22 protein-coding genes are annotated in these 24459 nt (G+C 69.7%); 1 reads left to right on the top strand and 21 read right to left on the bottom strand.

Annotated features, from left to right (window positions below):
- Positions 1-197: 197 nt before the first annotated feature.
- On the bottom strand, positions 198-2273 hold the full coding sequence (locus tag AB0D34_RS25340) for an alpha-galactosidase (RefSeq protein ID WP_362665043.1): 2076 nt from the start codon (positions 2271-2273) through the stop codon (positions 198-200).
- 216 nt (positions 2274-2489) lie between these two features.
- On the opposite strand from AB0D34_RS25340, the gene AB0D34_RS25335 reads away from it, so the two are divergent.
- Positions 2490-3290, top strand: a complete 801-nt coding sequence (locus AB0D34_RS25335) for a tyrosine-protein phosphatase (RefSeq protein ID WP_362665041.1) — start codon at positions 2490-2492, stop codon at positions 3288-3290.
- Between the two features lie 12 nt (positions 3291-3302).
- Here the strand turns inward: AB0D34_RS25335 and AB0D34_RS25330 are convergent, their stop codons facing one another.
- The 20 genes from AB0D34_RS25330 to AB0D34_RS25235 all read right to left on the bottom strand — a co-directional run bounded on the left by AB0D34_RS25330 (position 3303) and on the right by AB0D34_RS25235 (position 24302).
- Positions 3303-3425 (bottom strand): DUF6126 family protein, encoded by a 123-nt coding sequence (locus AB0D34_RS25330; RefSeq protein ID WP_362665039.1) that lies wholly within the window; start codon positions 3423-3425, stop codon positions 3303-3305.
- A complete protein-coding gene (locus AB0D34_RS25325) occupies positions 3422-4027 on the bottom strand; it encodes an XRE family transcriptional regulator (RefSeq protein ID WP_362665037.1) in 606 nt (201 codons plus the stop codon). The genes AB0D34_RS25330 and AB0D34_RS25325 overlap by 4 nt, the downstream gene beginning before the upstream one ends.
- Before the next feature lie 72 nt (positions 4028-4099).
- Entirely contained in the window at positions 4100-5485 is a 1386-nt protein-coding gene (locus AB0D34_RS25320) for an aspartate aminotransferase family protein (RefSeq protein WP_362665035.1), read from the bottom strand.
- Positions 5482-7395, bottom strand: coding sequence for a 1-deoxy-D-xylulose-5-phosphate synthase (gene dxs, locus AB0D34_RS25315; protein ID WP_362665033.1), 1914 nt, complete (start codon positions 7393-7395; stop codon positions 5482-5484). Before dxs ends, AB0D34_RS25320 begins: the two co-directional genes overlap by 4 nt.
- A gap of 27 nt (positions 7396-7422) precedes the next feature.
- Positions 7423-8580, bottom strand: a complete 1158-nt coding sequence (ispG, locus tag AB0D34_RS25310; RefSeq protein WP_362665031.1) for a flavodoxin-dependent (E)-4-hydroxy-3-methylbut-2-enyl-diphosphate synthase — start codon at positions 8578-8580, stop codon at positions 7423-7425.
- A 4-nt stretch (positions 8581-8584) separates the two neighbouring features.
- On the bottom strand, positions 8585-9607 hold the full coding sequence (gene hpnH / locus AB0D34_RS25305) for an adenosyl-hopene transferase HpnH (RefSeq protein WP_362665029.1): 1023 nt from the start codon (positions 9605-9607) through the stop codon (positions 8585-8587).
- 5 nt (positions 9608-9612) lie between these two features.
- The gene (locus tag AB0D34_RS25300; RefSeq protein ID WP_362665027.1) at positions 9613-10254 is read right to left on the bottom strand and encodes a 1-hydroxy-2-methyl-2-butenyl 4-diphosphate reductase; all 642 of its coding nucleotides are present in this window, start codon (positions 10252-10254) and stop codon (positions 9613-9615) included.
- Positions 10254-12245, bottom strand: coding sequence for a squalene--hopene cyclase (shc, locus tag AB0D34_RS25295; RefSeq protein WP_362665025.1), 1992 nt, complete (start codon positions 12243-12245; stop codon positions 10254-10256). Before shc ends, AB0D34_RS25300 begins: the two co-directional genes overlap by 1 nt.
- 121 nt (positions 12246-12366) lie before the next feature.
- Positions 12367-13431 (bottom strand): polyprenyl synthetase family protein, encoded by a 1065-nt coding sequence (locus AB0D34_RS25290; RefSeq protein ID WP_362665433.1) that lies wholly within the window; start codon positions 13429-13431, stop codon positions 12367-12369.
- A 71-nt stretch (positions 13432-13502) separates the two neighbouring features.
- Positions 13503-14897, bottom strand: coding sequence for a hydroxysqualene dehydroxylase HpnE (gene hpnE / locus AB0D34_RS25285; protein WP_362665023.1), 1395 nt, complete (start codon positions 14895-14897; stop codon positions 13503-13505).
- Positions 14894-15043: a DUF6380 family protein gene (locus AB0D34_RS25280; protein WP_362665021.1), complete on the bottom strand. Its 150-nt coding sequence runs from the start codon at positions 15041-15043 to the stop codon at positions 14894-14896. The genes hpnE and AB0D34_RS25280 overlap by 4 nt, the downstream gene beginning before the upstream one ends.
- Positions 15043-15993, bottom strand: a complete 951-nt coding sequence (hpnD, locus tag AB0D34_RS25275) for a presqualene diphosphate synthase HpnD (protein WP_362665019.1) — start codon at positions 15991-15993, stop codon at positions 15043-15045. The genes AB0D34_RS25280 and hpnD overlap by 1 nt, the downstream gene beginning before the upstream one ends.
- On the bottom strand, positions 15990-16892 hold the full coding sequence (hpnC, locus tag AB0D34_RS25270; protein WP_362665017.1) for a squalene synthase HpnC: 903 nt from the start codon (positions 16890-16892) through the stop codon (positions 15990-15992). The genes hpnD and hpnC overlap by 4 nt, the downstream gene beginning before the upstream one ends.
- A gap of 387 nt (positions 16893-17279) precedes the next feature.
- A complete protein-coding gene (locus AB0D34_RS25265; RefSeq protein WP_362665015.1) occupies positions 17280-18059 on the bottom strand; it encodes an ABC transporter ATP-binding protein in 780 nt (259 codons plus the stop codon).
- Complete coding sequence (locus tag AB0D34_RS25260; protein WP_362665013.1) at positions 18052-18981, bottom strand: ABC transporter permease; 930 nt, start codon at positions 18979-18981, stop codon at positions 18052-18054. Before AB0D34_RS25260 ends, AB0D34_RS25265 begins: the two co-directional genes overlap by 8 nt.
- Before the next feature lie 97 nt (positions 18982-19078).
- Positions 19079-19963 (bottom strand): glycosyltransferase family 2 protein, encoded by an 885-nt coding sequence (locus AB0D34_RS25255; protein ID WP_362665011.1) that lies wholly within the window; start codon positions 19961-19963, stop codon positions 19079-19081.
- The gene (locus AB0D34_RS25250; RefSeq protein ID WP_362665009.1) at positions 19960-20739 is read right to left on the bottom strand and encodes a CDP-alcohol phosphatidyltransferase family protein; all 780 of its coding nucleotides are present in this window, start codon (positions 20737-20739) and stop codon (positions 19960-19962) included. Before AB0D34_RS25250 ends, AB0D34_RS25255 begins: the two co-directional genes overlap by 4 nt.
- Positions 20717-21778 carry an iron-containing alcohol dehydrogenase family protein gene (locus tag AB0D34_RS25245; protein ID WP_362665007.1) on the bottom strand — a complete coding sequence of 354 codons (1062 nt, stop codon included), beginning with the start codon at positions 21776-21778 and terminating at the stop codon, positions 20717-20719. The genes AB0D34_RS25250 and AB0D34_RS25245 overlap by 23 nt, the downstream gene beginning before the upstream one ends.
- Positions 21766-22518: a phosphocholine cytidylyltransferase family protein gene (locus AB0D34_RS25240; RefSeq protein WP_362665005.1), complete on the bottom strand. Its 753-nt coding sequence runs from the start codon at positions 22516-22518 to the stop codon at positions 21766-21768. Before AB0D34_RS25240 ends, AB0D34_RS25245 begins: the two co-directional genes overlap by 13 nt.
- Positions 22515-24302, bottom strand: a complete 1788-nt coding sequence (locus AB0D34_RS25235; protein ID WP_362665003.1) for a DUF5941 domain-containing protein — start codon at positions 24300-24302, stop codon at positions 22515-22517. The genes AB0D34_RS25240 and AB0D34_RS25235 overlap by 4 nt, the downstream gene beginning before the upstream one ends.
- Positions 24303-24459 lie beyond the last annotated feature (157 nt).

Raw genomic sequence — 24459 nt, 5'->3', positions numbered from 1 at the left:
TCCGATATGAGAATTACCGGTCACCCTGCGTGAAACGGACGCCCGCCGCCGAGCCAAATCCCCTAGAAAACGGTGCTAATTACGTGAACATGACGGGCGACGCACCGTTACGAATATGACGCTCCTCACGTCACGAATTCACAGGAACCCCCACCCCGACAGGAGTTGGAAGGAAGCCATCAATTCGGACAGAAGCCTTAGATGTTACGCAGCCGGAAAACTGCCGCATCCAGGTCGCCGCGCAAACCGGTACGAAGTCCGTGGTGCAGCAATACGGCCCCTCGGTGAATTTCGCCCGTTTCGAGGCATTCGTACGACGCAGTCGGGTCGAGTCCGCGCAGCCGCACCGCCGACACGGGTTCGCCGTAGTGCTGCGCCTGGAGCCAGGCGAGGACCACTGTCTCGCCCCCGAGGACGTACTGCACCGCGCTGAGGCCGCCCCGCGGAGCGCGCAGCCGGTAGAGGTCGCCGCGCTGCACCAGTGGACGGATCTCCTTGTAGAGGTCCACCCACCGGCGGGCTTCGGCGAGCTCCTCCTCGCTCCACTCCGCGAGATCCCCACCGACCCCGAGCACTCCGGCCATCGCGCTCACGAACCGGAACCGCAGGGAGCTGACCCGGTCGTTGAGCTGGGTGTTGGGGCTGTCCGTGACCCAGGCGGCCATCACGCGCGCGGGGTGGATCTGACTGAAGCCGTGCTGGATGGCGAGGCGGTCCAGCGGGTCGGTGTTGTCGGAGGTCCACACCTGGTCGGTGCGGCTGAGCACCCCGAGGTCGATCCGGCCGCCGCCGCCCGAGCAGGACTCGAAGGCGACGCGCGGGTGGGCCTCCCGCAACCGGTCCAACAGGGCATAGAAGCCGCGCACATGGTCGACCCACAGGCGCTGCGGATAGGAGTCACCAGGCCAGCCCGCGTCGGTGAAGCAGCGGTTGAAGTCCCACTTCACATAGTCGATCGGGGCGCTCGACAGGAGGGCGTCGAGCTGCTCCCACAGGTACTCCTGGACGTCCTCGCGCGCGAGGTTCAGTACGAGCTGATTGCGGAACTCTGTTCGCTTTCGTCCCGCTTGGTACTGCACCCAGTCGGGGTGGGCGCGGTACAGCTCGCTGTCCGGGTTGACCATCTCCGGCTCGACCCAGATGCCGAACTGCATGCCGAGCGCGTGTACGTAGTCGCCGAGCGGCTTGAGACCGGCCGGGAAGCGGTCGGGGTTGGGGGCCCAGTCGCCGAGCCCCGCGCGGTCGCTGGTGCGGGTGCCGAACCAGCCGTCGTCGACCACGAACAGCTCGACGCCCATCGCCGCGGCCCGCCGGGCGAGGGTGCCCTGCTGCTCATCGGAGATGTCGAAGTTGGTGGCCTCCCAGGAGTTGAAGAGCACCGGCCGGTCCTGGTCCGCGTCCGGGATGACGTACGCCCGCTGGTAGGCGTGCCAGGCCCGGCTCGCGCCACCGAAGCCGCCGTCACTCCACAGGCCGGCGAAGACGGGCGTCGTGAAGGACTCCCCCGCCTCCAGCCGGAACAGACCCGAGTCGTCGTACCCCGCGCCGCCGGTGATCTGCACGCGCGCGTCGGGGAGTTGCGCCACGGCGATCCGCCAGGACCCCGACCAGCCGAGGGCCACACCGTAGACCTCGCCGCGCTCCTCGGTCGCGTCGGTGTCCAGCGCGACCCAGGGCAGATGCTGGTGCCCGGTGTGGCCCCGGCGGCTGCCGATGATCTTCTCGCCGTAGGTGAGCGGGGTCTGCGTGAGCAGGGACTCGGCGGCCCAGCGGCCGTGCAGCTGGGAGAGCCGCCAGCCGTCCTCACGGTCGGGCAGCGTCCAGGTGGCGGAGTCGGCGCGCAGCAGCTCGACCGGCTCAGGGCCCTGGTTGTCCAGGGTCACCCAGCGCTCCAGGACGTCGTGGCGCATCCGGTAGTGCAGCGTGATCGTCAGCCCCGCGTCCCGGAACCGCAGCCGCAGCTCGTCGCCCTCGGTGTCGTACGCCTCGAAACTCCACTCGGTGCCGCGCCGCTCGTCGGTGCGCACGGACAGGGCCGGGCGGGTGAAGCGGGGGCCGCCCTCGACCGGGTACTCCTCACGGCCGTCGAGCGGGGCCTCGAAGGGGTGGTAGTCCGGCAGCGGACGTACGGCGAGGGACTCGGCGTCGGCGAGGGCGATCCGCGGGCCCCAGTGCAGGTGCAGCAGCTCGTCCTCGGCGGTGAGGTGCAGGGCGTAACTGCTGGCCGGCCCGGACAGAATCCACGTACGGCCGTTCTCGGCGATCTCCAGCATCGTGCCCCTCACAGATTCGAACAGGTGCCAACAGGTGCGCGACGAGTGCGCTCAGGCACCAACATCATCAGCGGCCACGAGCCTCGTCTGCAACGCCTGTGGACGAGTCATTGCGAGGCCTGTGGACAACTCATTGCCCCAGGAACCCATGTCGTATCGTCGAAGGCGTGCCCGTCGACGAGCAGCGCCGGCGGAGCCGGCTTGGGAGGAGCCCCCGTGACGCAGCAGATCCCGTCGACCGAACCCGAACTGGCCGGTGTCCGCAACTTCCGTGACGTGGGCGGACTGCCGACGGTGGACGGACGGCGGGTGCGGTACGGAGTGCTGTTCCGCAGTGGCCACCTCGCGCACGCCACCGAGGACGACGCCGCCTTCCTGTCCTCCCTGGGCCTGCACACGATCTTCGACTTCCGCAACGCGGCGGACCAGAAGCTTGAGGGTCTGGACGTGGAGTTGCCGGGGGTGCGCAATGTGAACCTCCCGCTGAGCGACCCGGCCGACGGCGTCGAGTTCTGGAAGATGGTCCGCGACGGCGAGCTCGACCAGCTGCGCGAGATCCTCAGCGACGGCAAGGGTGCGAACCGGATGATCACCGCCTATCGCAAGATCATCAAGGTCCGCACCGCGGAGCACTCCCAGGTGCTGCGCGCTCTCGCCGAGGACAGCGTGCCCGCGCTGATGCACTGCGCGGCCGGCAAGGACCGCGCGGGCCTGTCGATAGCCGTGACCCTGCTCGCCGTCGGCGTCGAGCGCGAGGCCATCGTCGCCGACTATGTGAAGTCGAACGCCAAGCACCGGCGGTACAAGGTGCGCCGCAGCGGCGACGACGCGGCCACGGCCTACTCCCCCGAGGTCATGGAGCTGCTCAGCCCCCTCTTCGACGCGCGCGTCGAGTACCTGTCGGCGGCCTTCGAGACCATCGAGGAGACCTGGGGAGGTGTCGACGCGTACCTGGAGAAGGGTCTCGGCGTCACACCGGAGATCCGCGAAGGGCTGCGGACGCGGCTGCTCGACTGAGCGGCGGGGCCGTCACTGCCCGGCTCCCACCTCGAAGAGCAGGTAGATGAAGGCCGCGAAGACATGGCCGATGGCCAGGTAGATGATGAGGCGCACCCACAGGGCGCGGGGGAACTTCTCCTCCATGTCGCTCATGGTGTCTCTCCAGGGGTGGGGCCCAGGCACAGCGTGGCCGTGGGACTCTGCAGCAGGGTGTGGACGAACAGGAGCTCGACGCCGTCGGGGTCCTGGGCGGCGATGCGGTGCGGGGTCAGCGAGTCGAAGTGCGCGCTGTCACCCGGCCCCAGCCGGTGGGTGGTGTCGCCGAGGCGCAGCCTGAGCCGCCCCTTGAGGACGTAGAGCCATTCCTCGCCGGGATGCACCCGCACGATGTCGCCCTGGGAGCCGTGCGGCACCTGAACCCGCAGGGCCTGCATACCGCGGCCGGACGCGCCCGCCTGGTAGTAGGTCCAGCCGCCCGCCGCGCTCGGTTCCATCTCCGCGGCGCGCACCACGGCGTCCCGCTCGGCGACCGTCTCGCCGAGGAGTTCGGAGACCGTCGTACCGTAGATACGGGCGAGCGCGAGCAGCATCGGCAGTGAGGGCTGGCGCTGCCCGGTCTCCAGCCGGGAGAGATGGGCCGGTGACAGCCCCGCGGCACCGGCCGCGGCCTCCAGGGTGAGGGAGGCGCGGCGGCGCAGTGCGCGCAGCTGGGGAGCCACCGAGGGCAGCTCCGTGAAGGCTTCCGGGGAGCTCATGTCTCCATTGAGCCGGAGACTTGCCTCTGCGGCAAATACCTTGCCTCAGAGGCAAAATCTTCCCAAGTGCTCCTACCGGTTGGCCACCGCCTGCTTCACCAGCGTCTTGCTGAAGTCCCACATCAGCCCGCCACCGCTGTGCGCGTCGTCCATGACGTCGGTGAAGGCGTCCACGAACCGGTCCACTTCCTTCTCCCCGACGACGAGCGGCGGGATCAGCTTGATGACCTCCAGATGATCACCGGAGACCTGGGTGAGGATCCGATGCCGCTGCAGCAGCGGGACGACCACCATCTGCGCGAAGAGGCCCTTGCGCGCGGCCTGCAGCATGGTCCAGCGGCTGCGCAGCTTCAGTGACCTGGGCTTTCCGAACTCGATGCCGATCATCAGGCCCCGGCCGCGGACGTCGGCGAGCAGCTCGTACTTGTCGACGAGCGCCGCGAGCCGGGACCTCAGCAGGCCACCGGTGACCCGGGCGTTGGCGACGATCTGCTCGTTCTCCATGACCGCGAGGACGGCGAGCCCGGCCGCCATGGCCTGGGCGTTGGAGCCGAAGCTCGCCGAGTGCACCAGCACCCGGTCCATCGACGAGTAGACCTTCTTGAAGATCCAGTCCTTGCCGAGGGTGGCGCCGACCGGGACATAGCCGCCGGAGAGCGCCTTGGCCACGCACACCAGGTCGGGCTCGACGCCGTCCTCGTGCTGGTAGGCGTAGAAGTCCCCGGTACGGCCGAGCCCGGTCTGCACCTCGTCGGCGATGAGCAGCGCCTTGTGCTTGCGCAGCAGTTCCTGCGCGGCCCGCAGATAGCCGGGCGGTGCCTCGTGCACCCCCTTGCCCTGGATGGGCTCGACCACGAGCGCGGCGACATCGCCCTTCTTCAACTCCCGTGCCAGGGCGTCCAGATCGCCCAGGGGTACGGCGGTGTCGGGCAGCAGGGGCGCGAACCCGTCCCGGAAGCCGGACTCGCCGTTGACCGACAGGGACCCGGTGGTCAGTCCGTGGAAGGCGTGGTCGCAGTACAGGACCCTGGGCTTCCCGGTGGCGTACCGGGCGAACTTCAGAGCGGTCTCCACCGCCTCGGTGCCGCTGTTGCCGAAGAAGACCCGGTCGAGGTGCGGGCTGTGCGCGAGGAGCTTCTCGGCCAGCAGCCCGGGCAGCGGCTGGCAGTCGAAGCGGGTGAGGTCGGCGAGCTGGGCGTCGAGGACGTCGTGCAGCGCCTTGCGGACGACGGGGTGGTGGCGCCCCAGGCCCATCACCCCGAACCCGGCGAGCATGTCCAGGTAGTCGTTGCCGTCCGCGTCCCAGAAGTAGGCGCCCTCGCCCCGCTCGTAGACCTTGTCGAAGCCGATGGTGTGCAGCACGCGCGGAAGCTGGTGGTTCAGGTACTTCCCGTGCAGCTCGTAGCGTTCGGCTCCGCGCTCGGCCAGGAGTCTGCCGAGGTCGAACTCCGTGGTCATTCAGCCTTCTCCTTGACTTCGACCTGTTCCCGCGCGGCGTCCTTCACGGCCAGACTCGCGCTGATCCGCCCCGCCACCTCCACCGGCGTCAGGCCGATGTCGGCGAGCAGCTCGCCCCGCTTGGCGTGCGCGAGGAACTGCTCGGGGATACCGAACCGCCGTACGGGCACGTCGACTTCGGCGTCCCCGAGAGCCAGCGCCACCGCGGCCCCGACTCCGGCGGCCCGGCTGTTGTCCTCGACGACGGCCACCAGCCGGTGCCCGGCCGCGAGCCCGGGCAGCGCGGGATCGACTGGCTTGACCCAACGGGGGTCCACGACCGTGCAGTTGACGCCCCGGGCCGCCAGCAGCTCGGCGGCCTGGAGACAGACCGGCGCCATGACACCGACGGCGACCAGGAGGACGTCCGGCGTGCTCACGGAACGGTGCAGGACATCCAGTCCCCCCACCCGGTCGACGGCCGGCACCGACGGTCCCACCGACTCCTTCGGGAACCGCACCAGCGTCGGCGCGTCGTCCACGGCGACCGCCTCCCGCAGTTGCGCCCGGAGTTGGTCGGCGTCCCGCGGCGCGGCGATCCTCAGTCCGGGCACGACCTGGAGGATCGACATGTCCCACATGCCGTTGTGGGAGGCCCCGTCCACACCGGTGACCCCGGCCCGGTCCAGGACGAACGTCACCCCGCAGCGGTGCAGGGCCACATCCATCAGAAGCTGGTCGAAGGCGCGGTTCAGGAAGGTCGCGTAGACGGCGACGACCGGATGGAGCCCGCCCGTCGCGAGACCGGCCGCCGACACCGCCGCGTGCTGCTCGGCAATCCCGACGTCCCACACCCGGTCCGGGAACCGCGCCGCGAACTTCCCGAGCCCCACCGGATGCAGCATGGCCGCCGTGATCGCCACGACGTCCTCGCGCTCCTCCCCGATGGCGACGATCTCGTCCCCGAACACCGAGGTCCAGGACGGCCCGTTGGAGGGCGCGAGGGGCTCGCAGGTGAGGGGGTCCATCACACCGACGGTGTGGAAGTGGTCCTCCTCATGCGCGAGTGCGGGCTCATAGCCACGACCCTTCTCGGTCAGGCAGTGGATCAGCACCGGCCCGTGGAAGCGTTTCGCACGCCGCAGTGCCGACTCGACGGCCCCGATGTCGTGTCCGTCGATCGGGCCGACGTACTTCAGCCCCAGGTCCTCGAACATCCCCTGCGGCGCGAAGGCGTCCTTGAAGCCCTTCTTCGCGCCGTGCAGGGACTCGTAGACGGTGTTGCCGACCAATGGGGTCCTGAGGAGTACGTCCTTCCCCCAGGCCAGCACCTTCTCGTAGCCGTCGGTCGTACGCAGGGTGGCCAGGTGGTTGGCGAGGCCGCCGATGGTCGGCGAGTACGACCGCTCGTTGTCGTTGACGACGATGATCAGCGGCCGGTCCTTGGCGGCCGCGATGTTGTTGAGCGCCTCCCAGGCCATCCCGCCGGTGAGCGCGCCGTCACCGATGACGGCGACCACATGCCCCTTCTCGCCCTGCACCTGGCGGGCCTTGGCGAGCCCGTCGGCCCAGCCGAGCGCGGTGGAGGCGTGGCTGTTCTCGACGATGTCGTGCTCGGACTCCGCGCGCGAGGGATAGCCGGACAGGCCGCCCTTGGAGCGCAGCTTGGAGAAGTCCTGACGCCCCGTCAGGATCTTGTGCACATAGCTCTGATGACCGGTGTCCCACACGATGCGGTCGACCGGCGACTCGAAGACCCGGTGGAGCGCGATGGAGAGTTCCACCACCCCCAGGTTGGGCCCGAGGTGTCCGCCGGTCCTGGCCACCGCGTGCACCAGGAACTCCCTGATTTCTTCGGACAATTCAGCGAGATCCGACTCGGACAGCGCCTTCAGGTCGCGTGGTCCCCGGATGTTCTCCAGAATGGTCACGCTCGGGCCCCCTTCGGTCCGTGCTCTTCAACTCACGGTGACGGCCGGCTCCCCCGCCGCGACGCCGTCCTGCTCCATCTGTTCGGCGATCTTCATCGCCTCCTCGATGAGGGTCTCCACGATCTTCGACTCCGGGACGGTCTTGATGACCTCGCCCTTCACGAAGATCTGCCCCTTGCCGTTGCCGGAGGCGACACCCAGGTCCGCCTCGCGCGCCTCGCCGGGACCGTTGACCACACATCCCATCACCGCGACCCGCAGGGGCACTTCCATGCCCTCGAGACCCGCGGTGACCTCGTCGGCCAGCTTGTAGACGTCGACCTGCGCGCGCCCGCAGGACGGGCACGAGACGATCTCGAGGCGCCGCTGCCGCAGGTTCAGCGACTCCAGGATCTGGATGCCGACCTTGACCTCCTCGGCGGGCGGGGCGGACAGGGACACCCGGATGGTGTCGCCGATCCCCCTGCTGAGCAGCGCCCCGAAGGCCACCGCCGACTTGATCGTCCCCTGGAAGGCGGGACCGGCCTCGGTGACCCCCAGGTGCAGCGGGTAGTCGCACTGCTCGGCGAGCAGCGTGTAGGCACCCACCATCACCACAGGGTCGTTGTGCTTGACGGAGATCTTGATGTCCCGGAAGCCGTGCTCCTCGAAGAGCGAGGCCTCCCACAACGCGCTCTCCACCAAAGCCTCAGGAGTCGCCTTCCCGTACTTCTGGAGCAGCCGCCGGTCCAGAGACCCGGCGTTCACCCCGATCCTGATCGGCGTGCCGTGGTCCTTCGCCGCCCGCGCGATCTCCTTGACCTTGTCGTCGAACTGCTTGATGTTGCCGGGATTGACGCGTACGGCCGCACAGCCGGCCTCGATCGCCGCAAAGACGTACTTCGGCTGGAAGTGGATGTCCGCGATCACCGGGATCTGCGACTTGCGGGCGATGGTCGCCAGGGCGTCCGCGTCGTCCTGTGTGGGACAGGCGACGCGGACGATCTGGCAGCCGGACGCGGTGAGTTCGGCGATCTGCTGGAGGGTGGCGCCGATGTCGGACGTTCGGGTCGTCGTCATCGACTGCACCGACACCGGGGCCCCGCCCCCGACCGCCACCGGCCCGACCATGATCTGGCGCGACACGCGCCGTTCGGCGATCGGCCGGACCGGTACCTCGGGGACGCCCAAGGAAATGGCGGTCATGGCGCTACTCGCGGTTTCCGGAGACCGTCTCGCGCATGGCGCGCAGCGACTCCTTGAGCGAGCCCATGGTGGCGAGAACGGCTGTGGGCTCGTAGCCGCAGTGCGCCATGCAGTTGGCGCAGCGCGGGTCCTTGCCGCGGCCGTACTTGTCCCAGTCGGTCTCCTCGATGAGTTCGCGGTACGTCGGCACGTACCCGTCGCTCATCAGGTAGCAGGGGCGCTGCCAGCCGAACAGGGAGTAGTTCGGGATCGCCCAGGCCGTGCACGGGAAGTCGACCTTGCCCTCCAGGAAGTCCAGGAAGAGCGGGGAGTGGTTGAGCCGCCACTTCCTGCGGTTGCCGCCCGCGAAGGCCTTCTTGAAGAGCTCACGGGTCTGCTCCACGCCCAGGAAGTGCTCCTGGTCGGGCGCCTTCTCGTAGGCGTAGGCGGGCGAGATCATCATCTCGTCGACCTTGAGGTCGTCGTTGAGGAAGTTGAGCACCTCGATGATGGTCTGCGGGGTGTCGGTGTTGAAGAACGTCGAGTTGGTGGTGACCCGGAAGCCGCGCCGCTTGGCCTCCTTGATCGCCTCCACCGCCTCGTCGAACACGCCCTCCTTGGCAACGGACTCGTCGTGCCGCTCCCGCAGCCCGTCGATGTGCACCGCGAAGGCGAAGTAGGGCGAGGGCTTGAACTTGTCCATCTTCTTGCGCAGCAGCATGGCGTTGGTGCAGAGGAAGACGTACTTCTTCTTCCCCACCAACTGCCGCACGATCTCGTCGATCTGAGGATGCATCAGCGGCTCACCGCCGGCGATGGACACCATCGGCGCACCGGACTCAAGCACCGCCCCGACGGCCTGCGCCACCGGCATGCGCTGCTTGAGGACACCCGCCGGATGCTGGATCTTGCCGCAGCCCTCGCACTTCAGGTTGCATGCGAAGAGAGGCTCCAGCTCCACGATCAGCGGGAACTTGTCCCGCTTGCGGAGCTTCTGTTCGGCCAAGTATGTAGCGACCTTGATGGACTGACGCAGCGGCATGGCCATCTGGCTCACCTCCTGGGGAGCAGCAAGGAACGGTGCCATTCGTAGAAAGCAGGAAGGACGGAACGAAGAACGCGGAAGGCTGATATTCCACCGCGTACCGTGCCGATCCGGACGAGTTCATGTTGTGGAGCGTCCACGACCACCCGGACGGCCGCAACGGGGCGCTCGCCCGCGCGCACGGCGCTCAGAAGCGTGGCCGCGGACTCCATGTCGACCGCGATCGCGCCGGTCGCGAGCAGCTCCGACCGCTCGTGACCACGTACGACGTGATCGGAGCCGGTGAGGGGTCCGGTGTGCACGGTACGTCCCGGTACGGCCCGTACGAGCTCCTTGACGAGTAGGTCGGTCTCCACACAGGGAACGGTTCCCTCCGGATCCCGGGTCTCCTCGGCGACCACCAGATCGCCTGGATGCATCCCGGGGGCGAGCCCCGCGCAGAACCCGGTGGCCAGGACGGCGGCCCCGGCGAGGACGGGGTCGGCCAGGCGGCGGGTGACGGACCGTTCCGCCGCCTTGGGGCCCATGCCCGTCCTGAGCAGGGTGACCGGCCCGCCGGCCCCGCCGCGCTCGCCGGTGCGCAGGGCGAGGTGCTCGATGCCGAGCGCGCAGGCGATCAGCAGCGGGGCGGTGGCGGGCTGGGTGCTCATCAGAGGGCCTCGGTCCGGGAGAACGGTTCTCCATGGACGTAACGGCCCAGGGCGGTGAGCGGGAAGACCTGCCGGTAGAGGTGGTAGTTGATGGAGAAGTCCCAGGGGAAGCCGGTGCCGGTGAAGTAGGGCTCGTCCCAGGAGCCGTCCTCGCGCTGGGTGCTCGCGAGCCACTCGATGCCGCGCTCGACGGCCTTGGACTCCTTCTCCCCCGCGGCCAGCAGTGCCATCAGCGCCCAGGCCGTCTGCGAGGCGGTGGAGGCGCCGCGACCGCTCCACTCCTTGACGTACTTGTAGGAGCGCAGGTCCTCGCCCCAGCCGCCGTCGTCGTTCTGCACCTTCTCCAGCCAGGCCACGGCCCGCCGGATCGCCGGGTGCGAGGTGGGCAGTCCGGCGGCCGTCAGCGCGGGCACCACCGAGCCTGTGCCGTAGATGTAGTTGACGCCCCAGCGGCCGAACCACGAGCCGTCCGGCTCCTGTTCGGCGAGCAGCCACTCGATGCCGCGCCGGGTGCGCGGGTCGTGGGAGAGCCCTTCGATCGCGAGCATCTCCACCACGTGGGCGGTGACATCCGCGGACGGCGGATCGATGACCTCGCCGAAGTCGCAGAACGGCAGCCGGTTGGGGAACGGACTGGTGTTGTCGACGTCGAACGCGGCCCACGCCCCGTTCTTCGACTGCATCCCGAGGTTCCAGCGCACCCCCCGCCCGATGGCCTTCTCGACCCGCTCGGGGTCGTGGTGCCTGACCCGGCGCAGGGCGAGGACGACCTCGGCGGTGTCGTCGATGTCGGGGTAGTTGTCGTTGTGGAACTCGAACGCCCAGCCGCCGGGCGGGAGTTGGGGTCGCTTGACGGACCAGTCGCCGGGCCGGACGATCTCCTCGCCGAGCATCCAGTCCGCGGCCTTGACGAGCTGCGGATGATCGGCGGGCACACCCGCGTCGGCGAGCGCGATGGTCGCGAGGCAGGTGTCCCACACCGGCGACTGGCAGGCCTCGATCATCCGGGAGCCGTCCTCGCGCCAGATGGCGAAGCGGTCCAGGGACTCCAACCCGGCCCGCATGACCGGGTGTTCGAGGTCGTAGCCGAGCAGGTGCAGGGCGATCACCGAGTAGACGGCCGGCGGCTGGATGCCGCCCCAGCAGCCGTCGTTCTCCTGCCGCTCGATGATCCAGCGGGCCGCGCTGTTCATCGCTGCTCTGCGCAGTCTGCGCGGGGCGACCTTGCGCAGTTGGTGCAGCGCCTTGTCCAGGCGCTGGAAGGCGCCGTCCCAACTCGCCACCGGGGCGAGGGGCTTGGCCGGGTTCGGGTCGGCCGGGTCGGCGTGCAGTTCGTCGAGCGGGAAGGGCGCGGGCCGCACCGGACGCTTCGCGGAGACGATCGTCAGCGGGACGATGGTCTGGCGGGCCCAGCAGCCGAAGTCGTAGATGTTGAGGGGGACCCACTTGGGGAAGTAGATGAGCTCCGGCGGGAGTTCGGGCAGGTCCTCCCACTTCCACCAGCCGAACAGGGCGAGCCAGATCCGGGTGAACACCCGGGCGGCGGCGATTCCACCCTGAGCGCGGATCCACGCGGAGGCCTGCGCCATGTGCAGGGCGTCCGGCGCGTCGCCGTCCAGCCGGAGGGCGACGTACGCCTCGATGGTGGTGGAGAGCTCGCCGGGCCCGCCGTAGAAGCTGGCCCAGGTGCCGTCCTCGCGCTGCTCGCCGCGGATGAACTTCGCGGCGGCCCGGGTGGTCGACTCGTCCCGGATGCCGATGAACTGGCGGAGCAGCAGGTCCTCGGCGTCCATCGTGACGTTGGTCTCCAGGTCGCCCTTCCACCAGCCCTCGGCGTCCTGCCGGGCGAGCAGGTGTTCGGTGGCGCGCTGTACGGCACGTAGGGCGGCTTCTTGTATCCCGGCCGCCACGGGGGTGTCGAGGTGGGTTTCGCTGGCCGCGGCAGCGCGGGGCGGCAGTGCCCCGGTGCTTCCGTCGGTCGTCGCTGTCATGGCTTCCCCTTCGTGCAGTGTGCAATGTGGTGCTCTGCTGTGGGTCCGCCGTCGGCCGGTGCCTTTCCTTTCCTCGCAGCACCGGCCGGCGACTACGCGAGGGCTATTCGACCGATAGTGATCATCTCTTTCGTACGACGACGAAGTCGGCGAGCGCCGTGAACCGGTCTCGCACCGGCTCGGGCATGTCGATGGCGTCGAGCGCCTCGACGGCGATGGTGTGCTGACGGCGAGCCTCCGCGGCCGTCCACTCGCGACCGCCCGCCTCCTCGATCAGGGCGGCGCGGGACGCGAACTCCTGCTCGGAGAAGTTCTCGAAGTCGCTGGCCTTGGCGTCGGCGGCGAGGATCTCGCCGAGCCGCTCGGAGGCGGGGCCGCCCGCCGCGAGTGCGGCCACGACCGGCAGGGACTTCTTGCGCTGACGCAGATCGCTCCAGGTCTGCTTGCCGGTGGAGACCGGGTCGCCCCAGATGCCGAGGAGGTCGTCGACGGCCTGGAAGGCGAGGCCGAGGTGGTAGCCGTACTTCTCCAGGGTGTCGGCGGTGTGGTCGTCCGCGCCGCCGAGCACGGCGCCGATCGAGGAGGCGCAGGCGAGCAGGGCGCCGGTCTTGTTGCCCTCCATCTCCAGGCATTCCTCGACGCTGACGCGGTCGCGGTGCTCGTAGGAGATGTCCTGCGCCTGGCCGTCGATCAGGGCGCGGGTGGCGGTGGTCAGACGGCGGGTGGCGCGACCGGCCTCGACGGTGCCGAGTTCCAGGAGGACCTCGTTGGCCAGGGCGAACAGCGCGTCGCCGACCAGGATGGCCTGGGCGGGACCATGCACCTTCCACACGGTGTCGCGGTGGCGGCGCTGCTCGTCGCCGTCCATGAGGTCGTCGTGCAGCAGCGAGAAGTTGTGGACCAGTTCGACGGCGACCGCGCCGGGGATGCCGGTCTCGGGAGTGGCGCCGGTGACCTCGGCCGAGAGCACCGCGAGGGCGGGGCGCACGGCCTTGCCGCCGTCTCCGTCGGCGGGGTTGCCCTGGGCGTCGATCCATCCGAAGTGGTAGGCGGAAACGGTGTCCATGGGGGATGCCAGGCGGTCGACGGCCGCCTTCAGCACCGGAGTGGCCAGGGTCCGGCCGCGCTCCAGGAGCGCGGTCACGTCCACCGCGGACCTCACAGCGGCCGTCTCGGCCGGGGGCACAGTGGGCACAGTCTCTCCTCTTGTTGCGGTACCGGAGGTGCTGGGGCCTGTCGCGCCGTGCTGATCGAGCATCAAGCCGCCTCCTCGAACTCGAAGAGGTGGCTGGGGCGGGGCCGGCCCAGGGTGCTCAGCGCGGCGTCCGCCGCGCTCACACCACTGCGGACCGCACTCTCCATGGTCGCGGGCCACCCTGTGGCGGTCCACGCGCCGGCCAGGTAGAGGCCGGGGGCTTTCGTACGGGCGCCGGGCCGCAGCCGTCCGACACCGGGGGTCGGAGCGAACGTCGCCGTGCGCTCCCTGGTCACGAAGAAGTCCTTCACCTCGGCGCCGCGCGCGAGCGGCAACAGCCGCTCCAGCTCCGGCAGATAGCGCTCCCGCAGGGTGGCCACCGGCTCGTCGATCTCGTCGTGCGCGGCCGACTGGGACAGGGCGAGGTACTGACCCGTGCGCAGCCCGGAGGCGTCGGTGCGGTCGAAGACCCACTGCACCGGGGTGCCGAGGGCCGCGAAGAACGGCTTGTCGAGCACCTTGCGGTCGTAGACGACATGCACGTTGAGGATCGGCGCGGTGCCGATCTCCCGGAGATTTTCCGGGGCGTCGAGCGCACCCTCGGGCAGCAGGTCACACGCCTCGTTCTGGGCGACGGCGAGCACCACCGCGTCGGCCCGGAGCGTCTCCCCGGGAACCTGAACGCTCCAAGTGCCGTTCTCGTCAGTAGAGATGGAGGTGACGCGTGTACGGACCTCGGTACGCACGCCCGCGGAGTCGAGCGCCTTGCGGGCGAGCCGGTCGTGCAGTTCACCCAGCGGGACATGTGCCCAGCCGATGTCGGCCGCGCCCGGGTCGGACAGCAGACCGGTCTTGAACACCATCGCGGCGAGCCCCAGCGAGGCGTCGCCCGCGACCGCGTTGAGAGTGGCGACCCCGACCAGGTCCCACAGGGCCTCCACGGCACGCGCCGACTGACCGTGCGCGGTCAGCCAGCTGCCGAAGTCCTGTGCGTCCAGGCTCGGATCGGTGAGGTCGAGCCCCTTGAGCGCGAGCGCGGCACGCCCCACCCTGGCCCGCTCGGCGAGCGAGAGATGCGGGTACGTGGCGAGACTGCGCCCCAGGTGCAGGGGCACCGGCAGTGCGTCGCGCCGCAGTCTGCCGAGCCTTCGGCCCTCGGGCCGGGCCACGTCGAGTACGGGCACGTCGAGACGATCCTGCAGCGGCGCCAGCGCCGTCCCCTCGATGCGGTCGAGGAACCAGCGGTAGGCGGTGCAGCAGCGCAGGTAGACGTGCTGTCCGTTGTCGACGGTCAGTTCGCCGCGCTGGAAGGAGAAGGCGAGCCCGCCCAGGCGTGGCCTGCCTTCGAGCAGGGTGACCCGGACTCCGGCGTCGGCGAGCGCGAGCGCGGCGGTGATGCCGGCGAGCCCACCGCCGATCACGACGGCGTCCCGCCCGGACTGATGCCCGTCGGTCATCGCACACCCTCCCCTGCCCGGACGCCGTGGCGCTTGATCGGCGCACGGCCGACCGTTGCAGTCAGGGACGCCGTCCGCGAGCGGAGGGTTGCGTGCCACTCTTCTCCGATGGCATCACCTTGGACCGAATTGTCCACATCGCCCATCAGGCACGCCTCCTGAGGGTCTGCCGCGTCACATGCCGCGCGTCCAGGCCGGACAGGCCGCGGACGGCGACGTACGCCTTCTCACGTCCGGGCAGCGAGACCCGGCCGCGCAGCACCGCCTCGGGATCGCGCTCGATGCGGTCGAGCAGTCGGCGGTAGATGCCGGCCATGGCGGCGACACAGGCGCCGCTGCGCCGGTCGAGCATGGGCAGCAGCCGGTAGCCCTCGGCGAAAAGGGCGCGGGCCCGACGCACTTCGAAGTGCACGAGGCCCGCGAAATCGGCGCCCTCCGGTGGTTTCGCCCCCTTGAAGCCGGCCGAGCAGCCGAACTTCGCGAGGTCGTCGGCGGGCAGATAGACACGCCCGCCCTCGGCGTCCTCACGGACGTCCCTGAGGATGTTGGTGAGCTGGAGCGCAAGACCGAGCGTGTCGGCGTACTCCGGCGCGCGTTCGGCGGCGCGCGCCCCGGGTTCCGTACCGAACACACCGAGCGAGAGCCGCCCGATGGCGCCCGCCACACAGCGGCAGTACACCTTCAGGTCGTCCCAGGTCTCGTAGGTCTCGCCGCGTACGTCCATCAGGACGCCGTCGATCAGCTCGTCGAGGCCACCGAGCGGGATCGGGAAGGTCTCGGCGGCATGGGCGAGGGCGACGGCCACCGGATCGGTGTCGTCCTCGTCGACCGCGCCCTCCCGCACCCGGGTCAGCATCGCCCGGGTGTCCTCGAGTCTCGCGGCCTTGACGTCGTCCGCCAGCGCGCCGTCGCCGATGTCGTCGACGCGGCGCGAGAACGCGTAGAGCGCGGACATCGCGCGCCGCTTCGACGTCGGCAGCAGTCTGATGCCGTACGCGAAGTTACGGGCCTGCTGTCCGGTGACTGCCTCGCAGTAGCTGTAGGCGGCGAGTACCGGTGCGGACACGTACGGTGGTGACTCCACGGTCCGGATCACCCCTCTCCTCGCAGAGTGACGCCCACCTCGCGCAGCAGCCGGAGCTTGCCGGGCTTGGGCGGGCCGGGAAGTACGTCGTATTCGGCGGCGGCGACCGCGTGGATTGCCGCCCTTCCTCCCGCCACGAAACCTGCGAGCAGCAGCTTGAGTCTGCCGTGGACGCTACCCACCAAGGGGGCGCCTTCATTCAGGAGGTCGCGGGCGCGTTGCGCTTCGTATGCAACCAGGGCGCGCACCGATGCGCCCGCGGTTTTCGTGGCGAGATCCGCCTCCTGGACGTGAAAGCGCTTCATGTCCTCGGCGGGGAGGTAGATCCGGTCGCGGCCCAGGTCCTCGGCGACGTCCTGGAGGTGTTCGACGATCTGGAGGGCCGTGCAGATCGCGTCGGAGTGCCGGATCCGCTCGGGGGTCGAGGTGCCGGTGACGGCGAGGACGAGACGGCCTACGGGGTTCGCGGACAGCCCGCAGTAGGCGAGGAGGTCGTCGTAGGTCTCGTAGCGCGTGACGAGCTGGTCCTGGCGGTTGGCGGCGATCAGGCCGAGGAAGGGCTCGGGGGTCAGGGCGCGACGGCGGACGGTCGGCTGCAGGCGGCGCAGCAGGGGGTGGCGCGGCTCCCCGGAGAAGACCCGGTTCAGGTCGGCCTCGAAGGCGTCGAGGAGGAGCAGGCGGTCCGCGGCGTCCGAGGGCGACACGCCCAGGAGCCGGGCGTCCTCGCCGCCGGGGGCGAGATCTCCGTCGCCGATGTCGTCGACGAGGCGGGCGAAGCCGTAGACCGCCATCAGGTCGGTGCGCCAGTCCCTGGGCAGGAAGAACGGAGCCACGGGGAAGTTCTCCCCCGCGGCCTTGTCGAGCGTGCCACGCTCCGGATCACCGGTGCGCGCCGTACCGGTTCCCGTCACCGCTCACTGCCCGGCGCGGGGACGGCACGAGCCGGGTGGAGCTGGGGATCTTCGGTCGCCATTGCCGTCACATCTCCCGTTCTACACCGCAGACCCAATACAGACTATTTCGGACACGCCGCCCGGCCGTCCGCGCGGCTTCCCCGGAATCGGGTGTCGCGCATTATCGCCCTACTTGCTGCGATTCGGCACCAGTACAGCTTACGTTGTACAACGCTGCTTGGATCGTCGGGGTGTCCTGCACATCACAACAACACACCGATTGGCCCCAAGATTCCTAAGAGGGACCGAAGTTGACGTTTCCTTTGCAGACGCGGGGCCCCGCCGGAGCAGTTCCGGCGGGGCCCGGTCAAGCGGAGGGGTCCTTTTCGTCCGGACCCGCGTGGACTACTTGCCCGTGAACTTCTCGTACTCCTTGATGACCTCGTCGGTCGGGCCGTCCATGCGCAGTTCGCCGCGCTCCAGCCACAGGACGCGGTTGCAGGTGTCACGGATCGACTTGTTGTTGTGGCTGACGAGAAACACCGTGCCCGCGGTCTCGCGCAGCTCGCGGATGCGGGCCTCGGAGCGCTTCTGGAAGGAGCGGTCACCCGTGGCCAGAGCCTCGTCGATCATGAGCACGTCGTGGTCCTTGGCGGCGGCGATCGAGAAGCGGAGGCGGGCCGCCATGCCGGAGGAGTAGGTGCGCATGGGAAGGGTGATGAAGTCGCCCTTCTCGTTGATCCCGGAGAAGTCGACGATCTCCTGGTAACGCTCCCTGATCTGCTCCCGGGACATGCCCATGGCGAGCCCGCCCAATATGACGTTCCGTTCGCCCGTGAGGTCGTTCATCAGGGCCGCGTTGACGCCGAGCAGGGAGGGCTGGCCGTGGGTGTAGACCTTGCCGCTCTCCGCGGGCAGCAGGCCGGCGATGGCCCGCAGGAGGGTCGACTTGCCGGAGCCGTTGGAGCCGATCAGTCCGATCGCCTCGCCCTTGTAGGCGACGAAGGACACGCCCCGGACGGCGTGCACCTTGCGCACGCCCCGCTCCTCGCCGCGCTTGACGATGCGGCTCAGCGCGGCGGTCGCGCTGCCCTTGCCGGTCTTGGCGCCGTTGACGCGGTAGACGATGTGCAGTTGGTCCGCGATGACCGTCGGGGTCTGCTCGTCCCTGAAGTCCTCAGCCACGGCCGTACCTCTCCTCAGCCTTCCAGAAGTAGACGAAGCCGCCGATCGCGAAGAGCGCGGCCCAGCCGCCCGCGGCCGCCCAGACGTGGTCGGGCAGGTTCTCGGAGCCGTAGTCGTCGATCAGGGCGAAGCGCATCAGGTCCATGTAGAGGGCCGCCGGGTTCCACTGGAGCACGGTGGCGACCCACTGCGGCTTGTCCGCCAGCATGATCGGGATCGAGAACATCACGCCGGACGCGTACATCCAGGTGCGCATCACGAACGGCATCAGCTGGGCCAGGTCGGGGGTCTTGGCACCCGCGCGGGCCATGATCAGCGCCAGGCCCGTGTTGAAGAGGAACTGCAGGGCCAGCACCGGGACGATCAGCGCCCAGGACAGGTCCGGGTAGTGCCCGAAGCCGACCGCCACGGCGAACAGCACGATCATCGAGAACAGCAGCTGCTGGAGCTGCTGGAGCGCGAAGGAGACCGGCAGCGAGGCGCGCGGGAAGTGCAGCGCGCGGACGAGGCCGAGGTTGCCGGAGATGGCGCGCACACCCGCCATGACCGAGCTCTGCGTGAAGGTGAACACGAAGACACCCGTCACCAGGAACGGGATGTACACCTCCTTCGACATGCCCCGGCTGGCGTTCAGGATGACGCCGAAGATGAAGAAGTACACGGCGGCGTTCAGCAGCGGGGTCGCGACCTGCCACAGCTGGCCGAGTTTGGCCTGGCTGTACTGCGCGGTCAGCTTGGCCCGCGAGAACGCGATGATGAAGTGCCGCCGGTCCCAGAGCTGACGGACGTAGTCGACGAGTGAGGGCCGGGCGCCGCTCACGGACAGTCCGTACTTCGCGGCGAGCTGCGCCGCCGTGAGGCCCTCGTCGGGCGACACGGGCGCGCTGGTCGCGACCTTGCCGTCGTGCGTTGTCTCACTCAATGGTGGATAACTTTCGTCTTCGAGATGCGCGGCCTGTGCAGGCAGGGCACGAGTGTGGAGCCGCGGTGCGGCCCGGGTGCTCTCAGGGACGAGCTTGTCAGATGACAGGGGGTCGGCCCAGTCGGGTGAGCCGCCACACCGTACGCCACTTCATGGGCCGGCGCGGACCGCACGGTGTGCTCCAGCCCTCCCGGAAGCCGCCGAACCAGGCCTTCAGGGCGGGCCGGGACGGCCGGCGTACGAGCGTGAGCAGCAGCCATACGCCGAGGTAGACCGGGACCAGGGGCGCGGGCAGGTTGCGGCGGGCGAGCCACACGCGGTTGCGGGCGACCATGCGGTGGTAGACCGCGTGCCGCGAGGGCGCGGTCGTGGGGTGGTACAGCACCATGTCGGACCGGTAGTCGATCATCCAGCCCGCGTCGAGGGCCCGCCATGCCAGGTCGGTTTCCTCATGGGCGTAGAAGAACTCGTCCGGAAGGCCGCCGACTTCGGCGAAGACCTGGGTGCGTACGGCGTTGGCGCCGCCCAGGAAGGTGGTGACCCGGGAGGAGCGCATCGGGTCGGCGGCCCGCAGCCGGGGGACGTGCCGGCGCTGGGTGATGCCGGTGTCGGGGTCGGCGATGCGGAAGCTGACGATGCCGAGCGTCGGGTCCTCGGTGAACGCCGTGCGGCACAGCTCGGCGGTGTCGTGGCCGGGGAGGAGGCCGTCGTCGTCGAGGAACATCAGTATGTCGACATCTCGACCGCTGGGGCCGAAGGCCTCGATGCCGACGTTGCGGCCGCCGGGGATGCCGAGGTTCTCGGGCAGCTCGATCGTGCGGACACCGTCGGGGACGTCAGGGACGGGCGAGCCGTTGCCGACGACGACCACCTCGACCGGGTCACCGTCCTGCTTGGCGACCGAGTCGAGCAGGGCCCGCAGTTCCTCGGGGCGGTTGCCCATGGTGATGATGACCGCGCCGACCTTCATGCCGGTGCTCACTTCAGCCTGCTGGAGGCGAGGATCGACACGAGGTGCAGCAGGGTCTGGAGCAGGGCGATACCTGCCATCACCGCGACACCGAGCCGGGAGAAGAACAGGTCGTCGCGCATCTGGTCGGCGATCGCCAGGACCAGGATCAGCAGGGACGCCTCGATGCCGAGGATCAGCCGGTGGAACTTGAAGGCGGCGGCGGCCCGGCGGGCCAGCGCCATCCCGGAGGAGCGCATCTCGGCGGCGGCCTCCTGGACCGGCGGCTTTCCGGCCTGGTGACGAGCGACTCCGACGAGGTCGGTCTCGGCCTTGATCAGAATCGCGCCCAGGGCGGCCAGGGTGCCGAGGAAGGCCCACAGCCAGTCGATACGGCCGCTGCCGAACAGGTCGGCGGCGCGCAGGCCGAAGCCGACGAGCACAGCGGCGTCGGTCAGGTAGGCGCCGACCCGGTCGAGGTACACGCCGTTGAGCGAGTACTGCTTCTTCCAGCGCGCGATCTCGCCGTCGACGCAGTCCAGGAGGAGGTACATCTGGACGCACACCACGCCGAGCACGGCGCCCGGGATCCCCGGCACCAGCAGTGCCGGGGCCGCGAGGACACCGAAGACGGTCATCAGGTACGTGAGCTGGTTGGGCGTCACCCTGGTGTTCACCAGGTAGCGGTCCACCCGCAGGGACACCTCACGCATGTAGAGGCGTCCCATCCAGTGCTCACCGCTGCGCCGGTCCTTGACCCCCGCGGGGTGGACGACCGGACGGAGTTCAGCTACCGATGGCCTTGACATAGTCGGTGTAGATGTCCTTGATCTGGTCGGTCTTGAGGTCGAGGTGTTCGAGGATGGTGTAGCGGCCGGGGCGGGTCTCCGGAGCGAACTCCACGACGCGGACGAACTCCGCCGTCGTGAAGCCGATCTCCTCGGGCAGCACCGGCAGTCCGTGCCGGCGCAGTACCTCGGCCATGTACGCCGCCTCTTCGTGGGCTCCGCGCAGGTACATCGCGAAGGCCGCGCCCAGGCCGCACTGTTCGCCGTGGCTCGCGGCGCGCTTGGGGTACAGCAGGTCGAAGGCGTGGTGGATCTCGTGACAGGAGCCGGAGGCCGGGCGCGAGTCACCGGAGATCGACATCGAGATGCCGCTGAGCACCAGCGCCTCGGCGAGCACCTGGAGGAACTTGTTGTCCCCGATGCCGCCGGGGTGGCGCAGTACCGCCTCGCCCGCCTGGCGGGCCATGGCGGCGGCGAGGCCGTCGATCTTCTCACCGTTGACGCGGTTGGACAGCTCCCAGTCGGCGACGGCGTTGATGTTGGAGATCGCGTCGCCGATGCCGGCCCGGACGAAGCGGGCCGGGGCCTCCCGGATGACGTCGAGGTCGATGACCGCGGCGATCGGGTTCGGCACACCGTAGGAACCGCGCCCTGCGTCGTTGTCGAGGGTGGCGACTGGCGAGCACAGACCGTCGTGCGCGAGGTTCGTCGGTACGGCGACCAGGGGCAGGCCGACGCGTGCCGCGGCGAACTTGGCACAGTCGATGATCTTGCCGCCGCCGAGGCCCACGACCGCGTCGTAGTGGCCGGCCTTTATGTCGTTCGCCAGCCGCACGGCGTCGTCGAGGGTGCCGCCGCCGACCTCGTACCAGGTGGCACCGGGCAGCGTCGGCTCCAGGCGCTCGCGCAGTTTGACGCCCGAGCCGCCGCTGACGGCGACGGCGAGGCGGCCCGAGGTCGAGATGCGCTCGTCGGCGAGCACGCACGCCAGGTCGTCGAGGGCACCGGGGCGGATGTCGACGACGAGCGGGGAGGGGATCAGCCGGGTCAGTACTGGCATGCGATCTCCCGTCCGCGGGCGAGATCGTCGTGGTTGTCGATCTCCACCCACTTGACGTCACCGATCGGCGCGACGTCGATGCGGAAGCCTCGGTTCACGAGTTCCTGGTACCCGTGCTCGTAGAACTGCTGCGGGTCGGTCTCCCAGACCGCCTTGAGCGCGTCGGCGAGTTCGGGGGCGGCGTCGCCCTCGATGAGCGTGACGCCGATGTACTCGCCGGTCGCCTCGGCCGGGTCCATCAGCTTGGTGATCTTCGTCATGCCCTTCTCGGCGTCGACGACGACCTTCATCTCCTCGTCGGCCAGGGACTTCACGGTGTCCAGGGCGAGGATGATCCGCTTGCCCTCACCCCGTGCGGCGAGCAGCGTCTTCTCGACGGAGACCGGGTGCACGGTGTCGCCGTTGGCGAGGATCACGCCGTCCTTGAGGGCGTCCCGGCCGCACCACAGGGAGTAGGCGTTGTTCCACTCCTCGGCCTTGTCGTTGTCGATGAGGGTGAGCTTCAGGCCGTACTTGGCCTCCAGGGCCGCCTTGCGCTCGTACACGGCCTCCTTGCGGTAGCCGACGATGACCGCGACCTCGGTCAGACCGATCTCGGCGAAGTTGCCGAGGGTGAGGTCGAGAACCGTGGGTTCGCCCTCTATGCCCGCGGGGCCCACCGGCACCAGAGCCTTGGGAAGGCTGTCGGTGTAGGGGCGCAGACGGCGGCCGGCGCCGGCCGCCAGCACGAGGCCGATCATGCGGGTTCTCCTTCGTCGTGTACGGCGGGGGCCCCAGCGGACACCCAGAAGCGGATGCTCTCGACGAGCACCAGCACGGCCACGGCCACGGCCAGCGCCGTGAGCGCGACCGTGAACTGCGATGCGGTGAGCAGCGCGGCCAGGACGGTGACGAGCAGCGTCCGTCCTTCATGCCCCCCGACAGCGCGCACCAGCCAGGCCGGGGACGCTCCGGCATTGCCGCGAATGCGGTACACCGTGTCGTAGTGATGGTAGGCGACTGCCCCCACCAGCCCGAAAGCCGCAGGAAGGGCTCCGTTCACGTCCGCTTTGGCCGCCAGGACGAGAACCGTGCAGTATTCGGCGGCACGGAAGAGCGGGGGGACGAGCCAGTCGAGGGCGCCCTTGAGGGGGCGGTACAGGGCCTGACCGGCGGTGATCGTGTAGACGACCGCACCCGCGACGGGCGCCCAGGTCACTCCGGAGAAGAGGGCCACGGTCAGGACGGCGGTACCGGCCGCCGCCACCAGCAGCGGGGCCCCGAGGCGGGCGCGTGTGGCACGTGACACGAGTGAGGCGAGGGGCCCGTTGTCCGCGAGGTCCGCCAGCGCCTGCGCCGCCCGGTCCGTACGCTGCGCCTTGCGGGTCAGCGACCGCAGCACGCGGCCCGCCGTGGTGTACGTCGCCGCGAAGGCGCAGCCGACGAGAAGGGCGTAGAAGGTGATCCGGGGGGTCGTGACGGCCGTGAGCACCGCGATCATCGCCCAGCGCTCGCCGATGGGCAGGACGATCATCCGCCGCACCCACACCGTCCAGCCGACGCTGTCGAGCTTGTCCGAAAGGGCCGCCGTGGGGCTGGTGTTGGCGGTGGCGTCGTGGTTCGCCTCGTTGAAGGAGAAGTCGACGACGTGCCGGCAGGTCTGGAGGATCATCGCGCCGAGCGCCAACGCCCATACGTCGTCGCCGCCGCGGGCCGCGCCGAGCGCGAGGCCGGCGTAGTAGGCGTACTCCTTGGCGCGGTCGAAGGTGGCGTCGAGCCAGGCGCCGAGCGTGGAGTACTGGAGGGAGTAGCGGGCGATCTGGCCGTCCACGCAGTCCAGGACGAAGGACGCGATGAGCAGGACGCCGGCGGCGATGAAGCCGGCCCGGGTGCCGGTGGCCGCGCAGGTCGCCGCGATCAGCGCGGTGAGCAGGGAGGCGGTGGTGACCTGGTTCGGGGTCAGGCCGTGGCGGGCGCACCAGCGGGCGATGTAGCGGGAGTAGGGGCTGATGAAGTGGGTGGTGAAGAAGCCGTCGCGGGACTTCACGGCGGACTTCAGGCGTACGGCCTCGTCGTCGACCTCCGCGACGGCCTGCCGTGCCTCGTTGCGGGCCTGGGGGTCGGCGGGGACCGCGGCGACCAGGCTGCCGAGCTCGGGGCGGTGGACGTCGGCGCCGTCGTCGGTCAGCGCGGTGACGATGCGGTCGGGAAGGCTGTCCACGGCGACCGCCGTGCCGCCGCCCGCGGAGTTCTCGCGGGCCAGCGCCCGGGTGAGCGTCACGCGGCCGTCGGGCTGTGCGGTGACCGCGCCGGGCACGGCGGCGAGCGAGAAGCGGGGGTCGGTGAGGCCGAGGCGCAGGGCGTGCACGTGGCCGACGAAGCGGGCGTCGACGAGGGCGACCCGCTGCCCGCTGGGTGCCTCGGCGACCAGCCGCTCGGCGTCGGCGGCGTCCACGGCGACCCGCACGTCGAAGCCGAGGGACCGCAGATCACCCTCGATCGACGATCCGGGGACCGGCTGACCGGTGAGGATGGCGGTCGACAACCGAACTCACTCCCTGGGTGCCGACGCGCGGGCGCCGGTCATGTGCACGATGGGGGCGCCCCTTGGTTGCACCAGGCGGGCGGCATGTCGGCAGAGGCTATCGGATGCCAAGAAGACTGCGTTCACCGGCCGTTAACGGGCCGATCAACACCGACTC

It is taken from the genome of Streptomyces sp. NPDC048420, from assembly GCF_040651535.1.
GTDB lineage: Bacteria > Actinomycetota > Actinomycetes > Streptomycetales > Streptomycetaceae > Streptomyces.
Note: the sequence above shows the minus strand (reverse complement) of the source record. Positions and strands in the feature narration are given on the sequence as shown.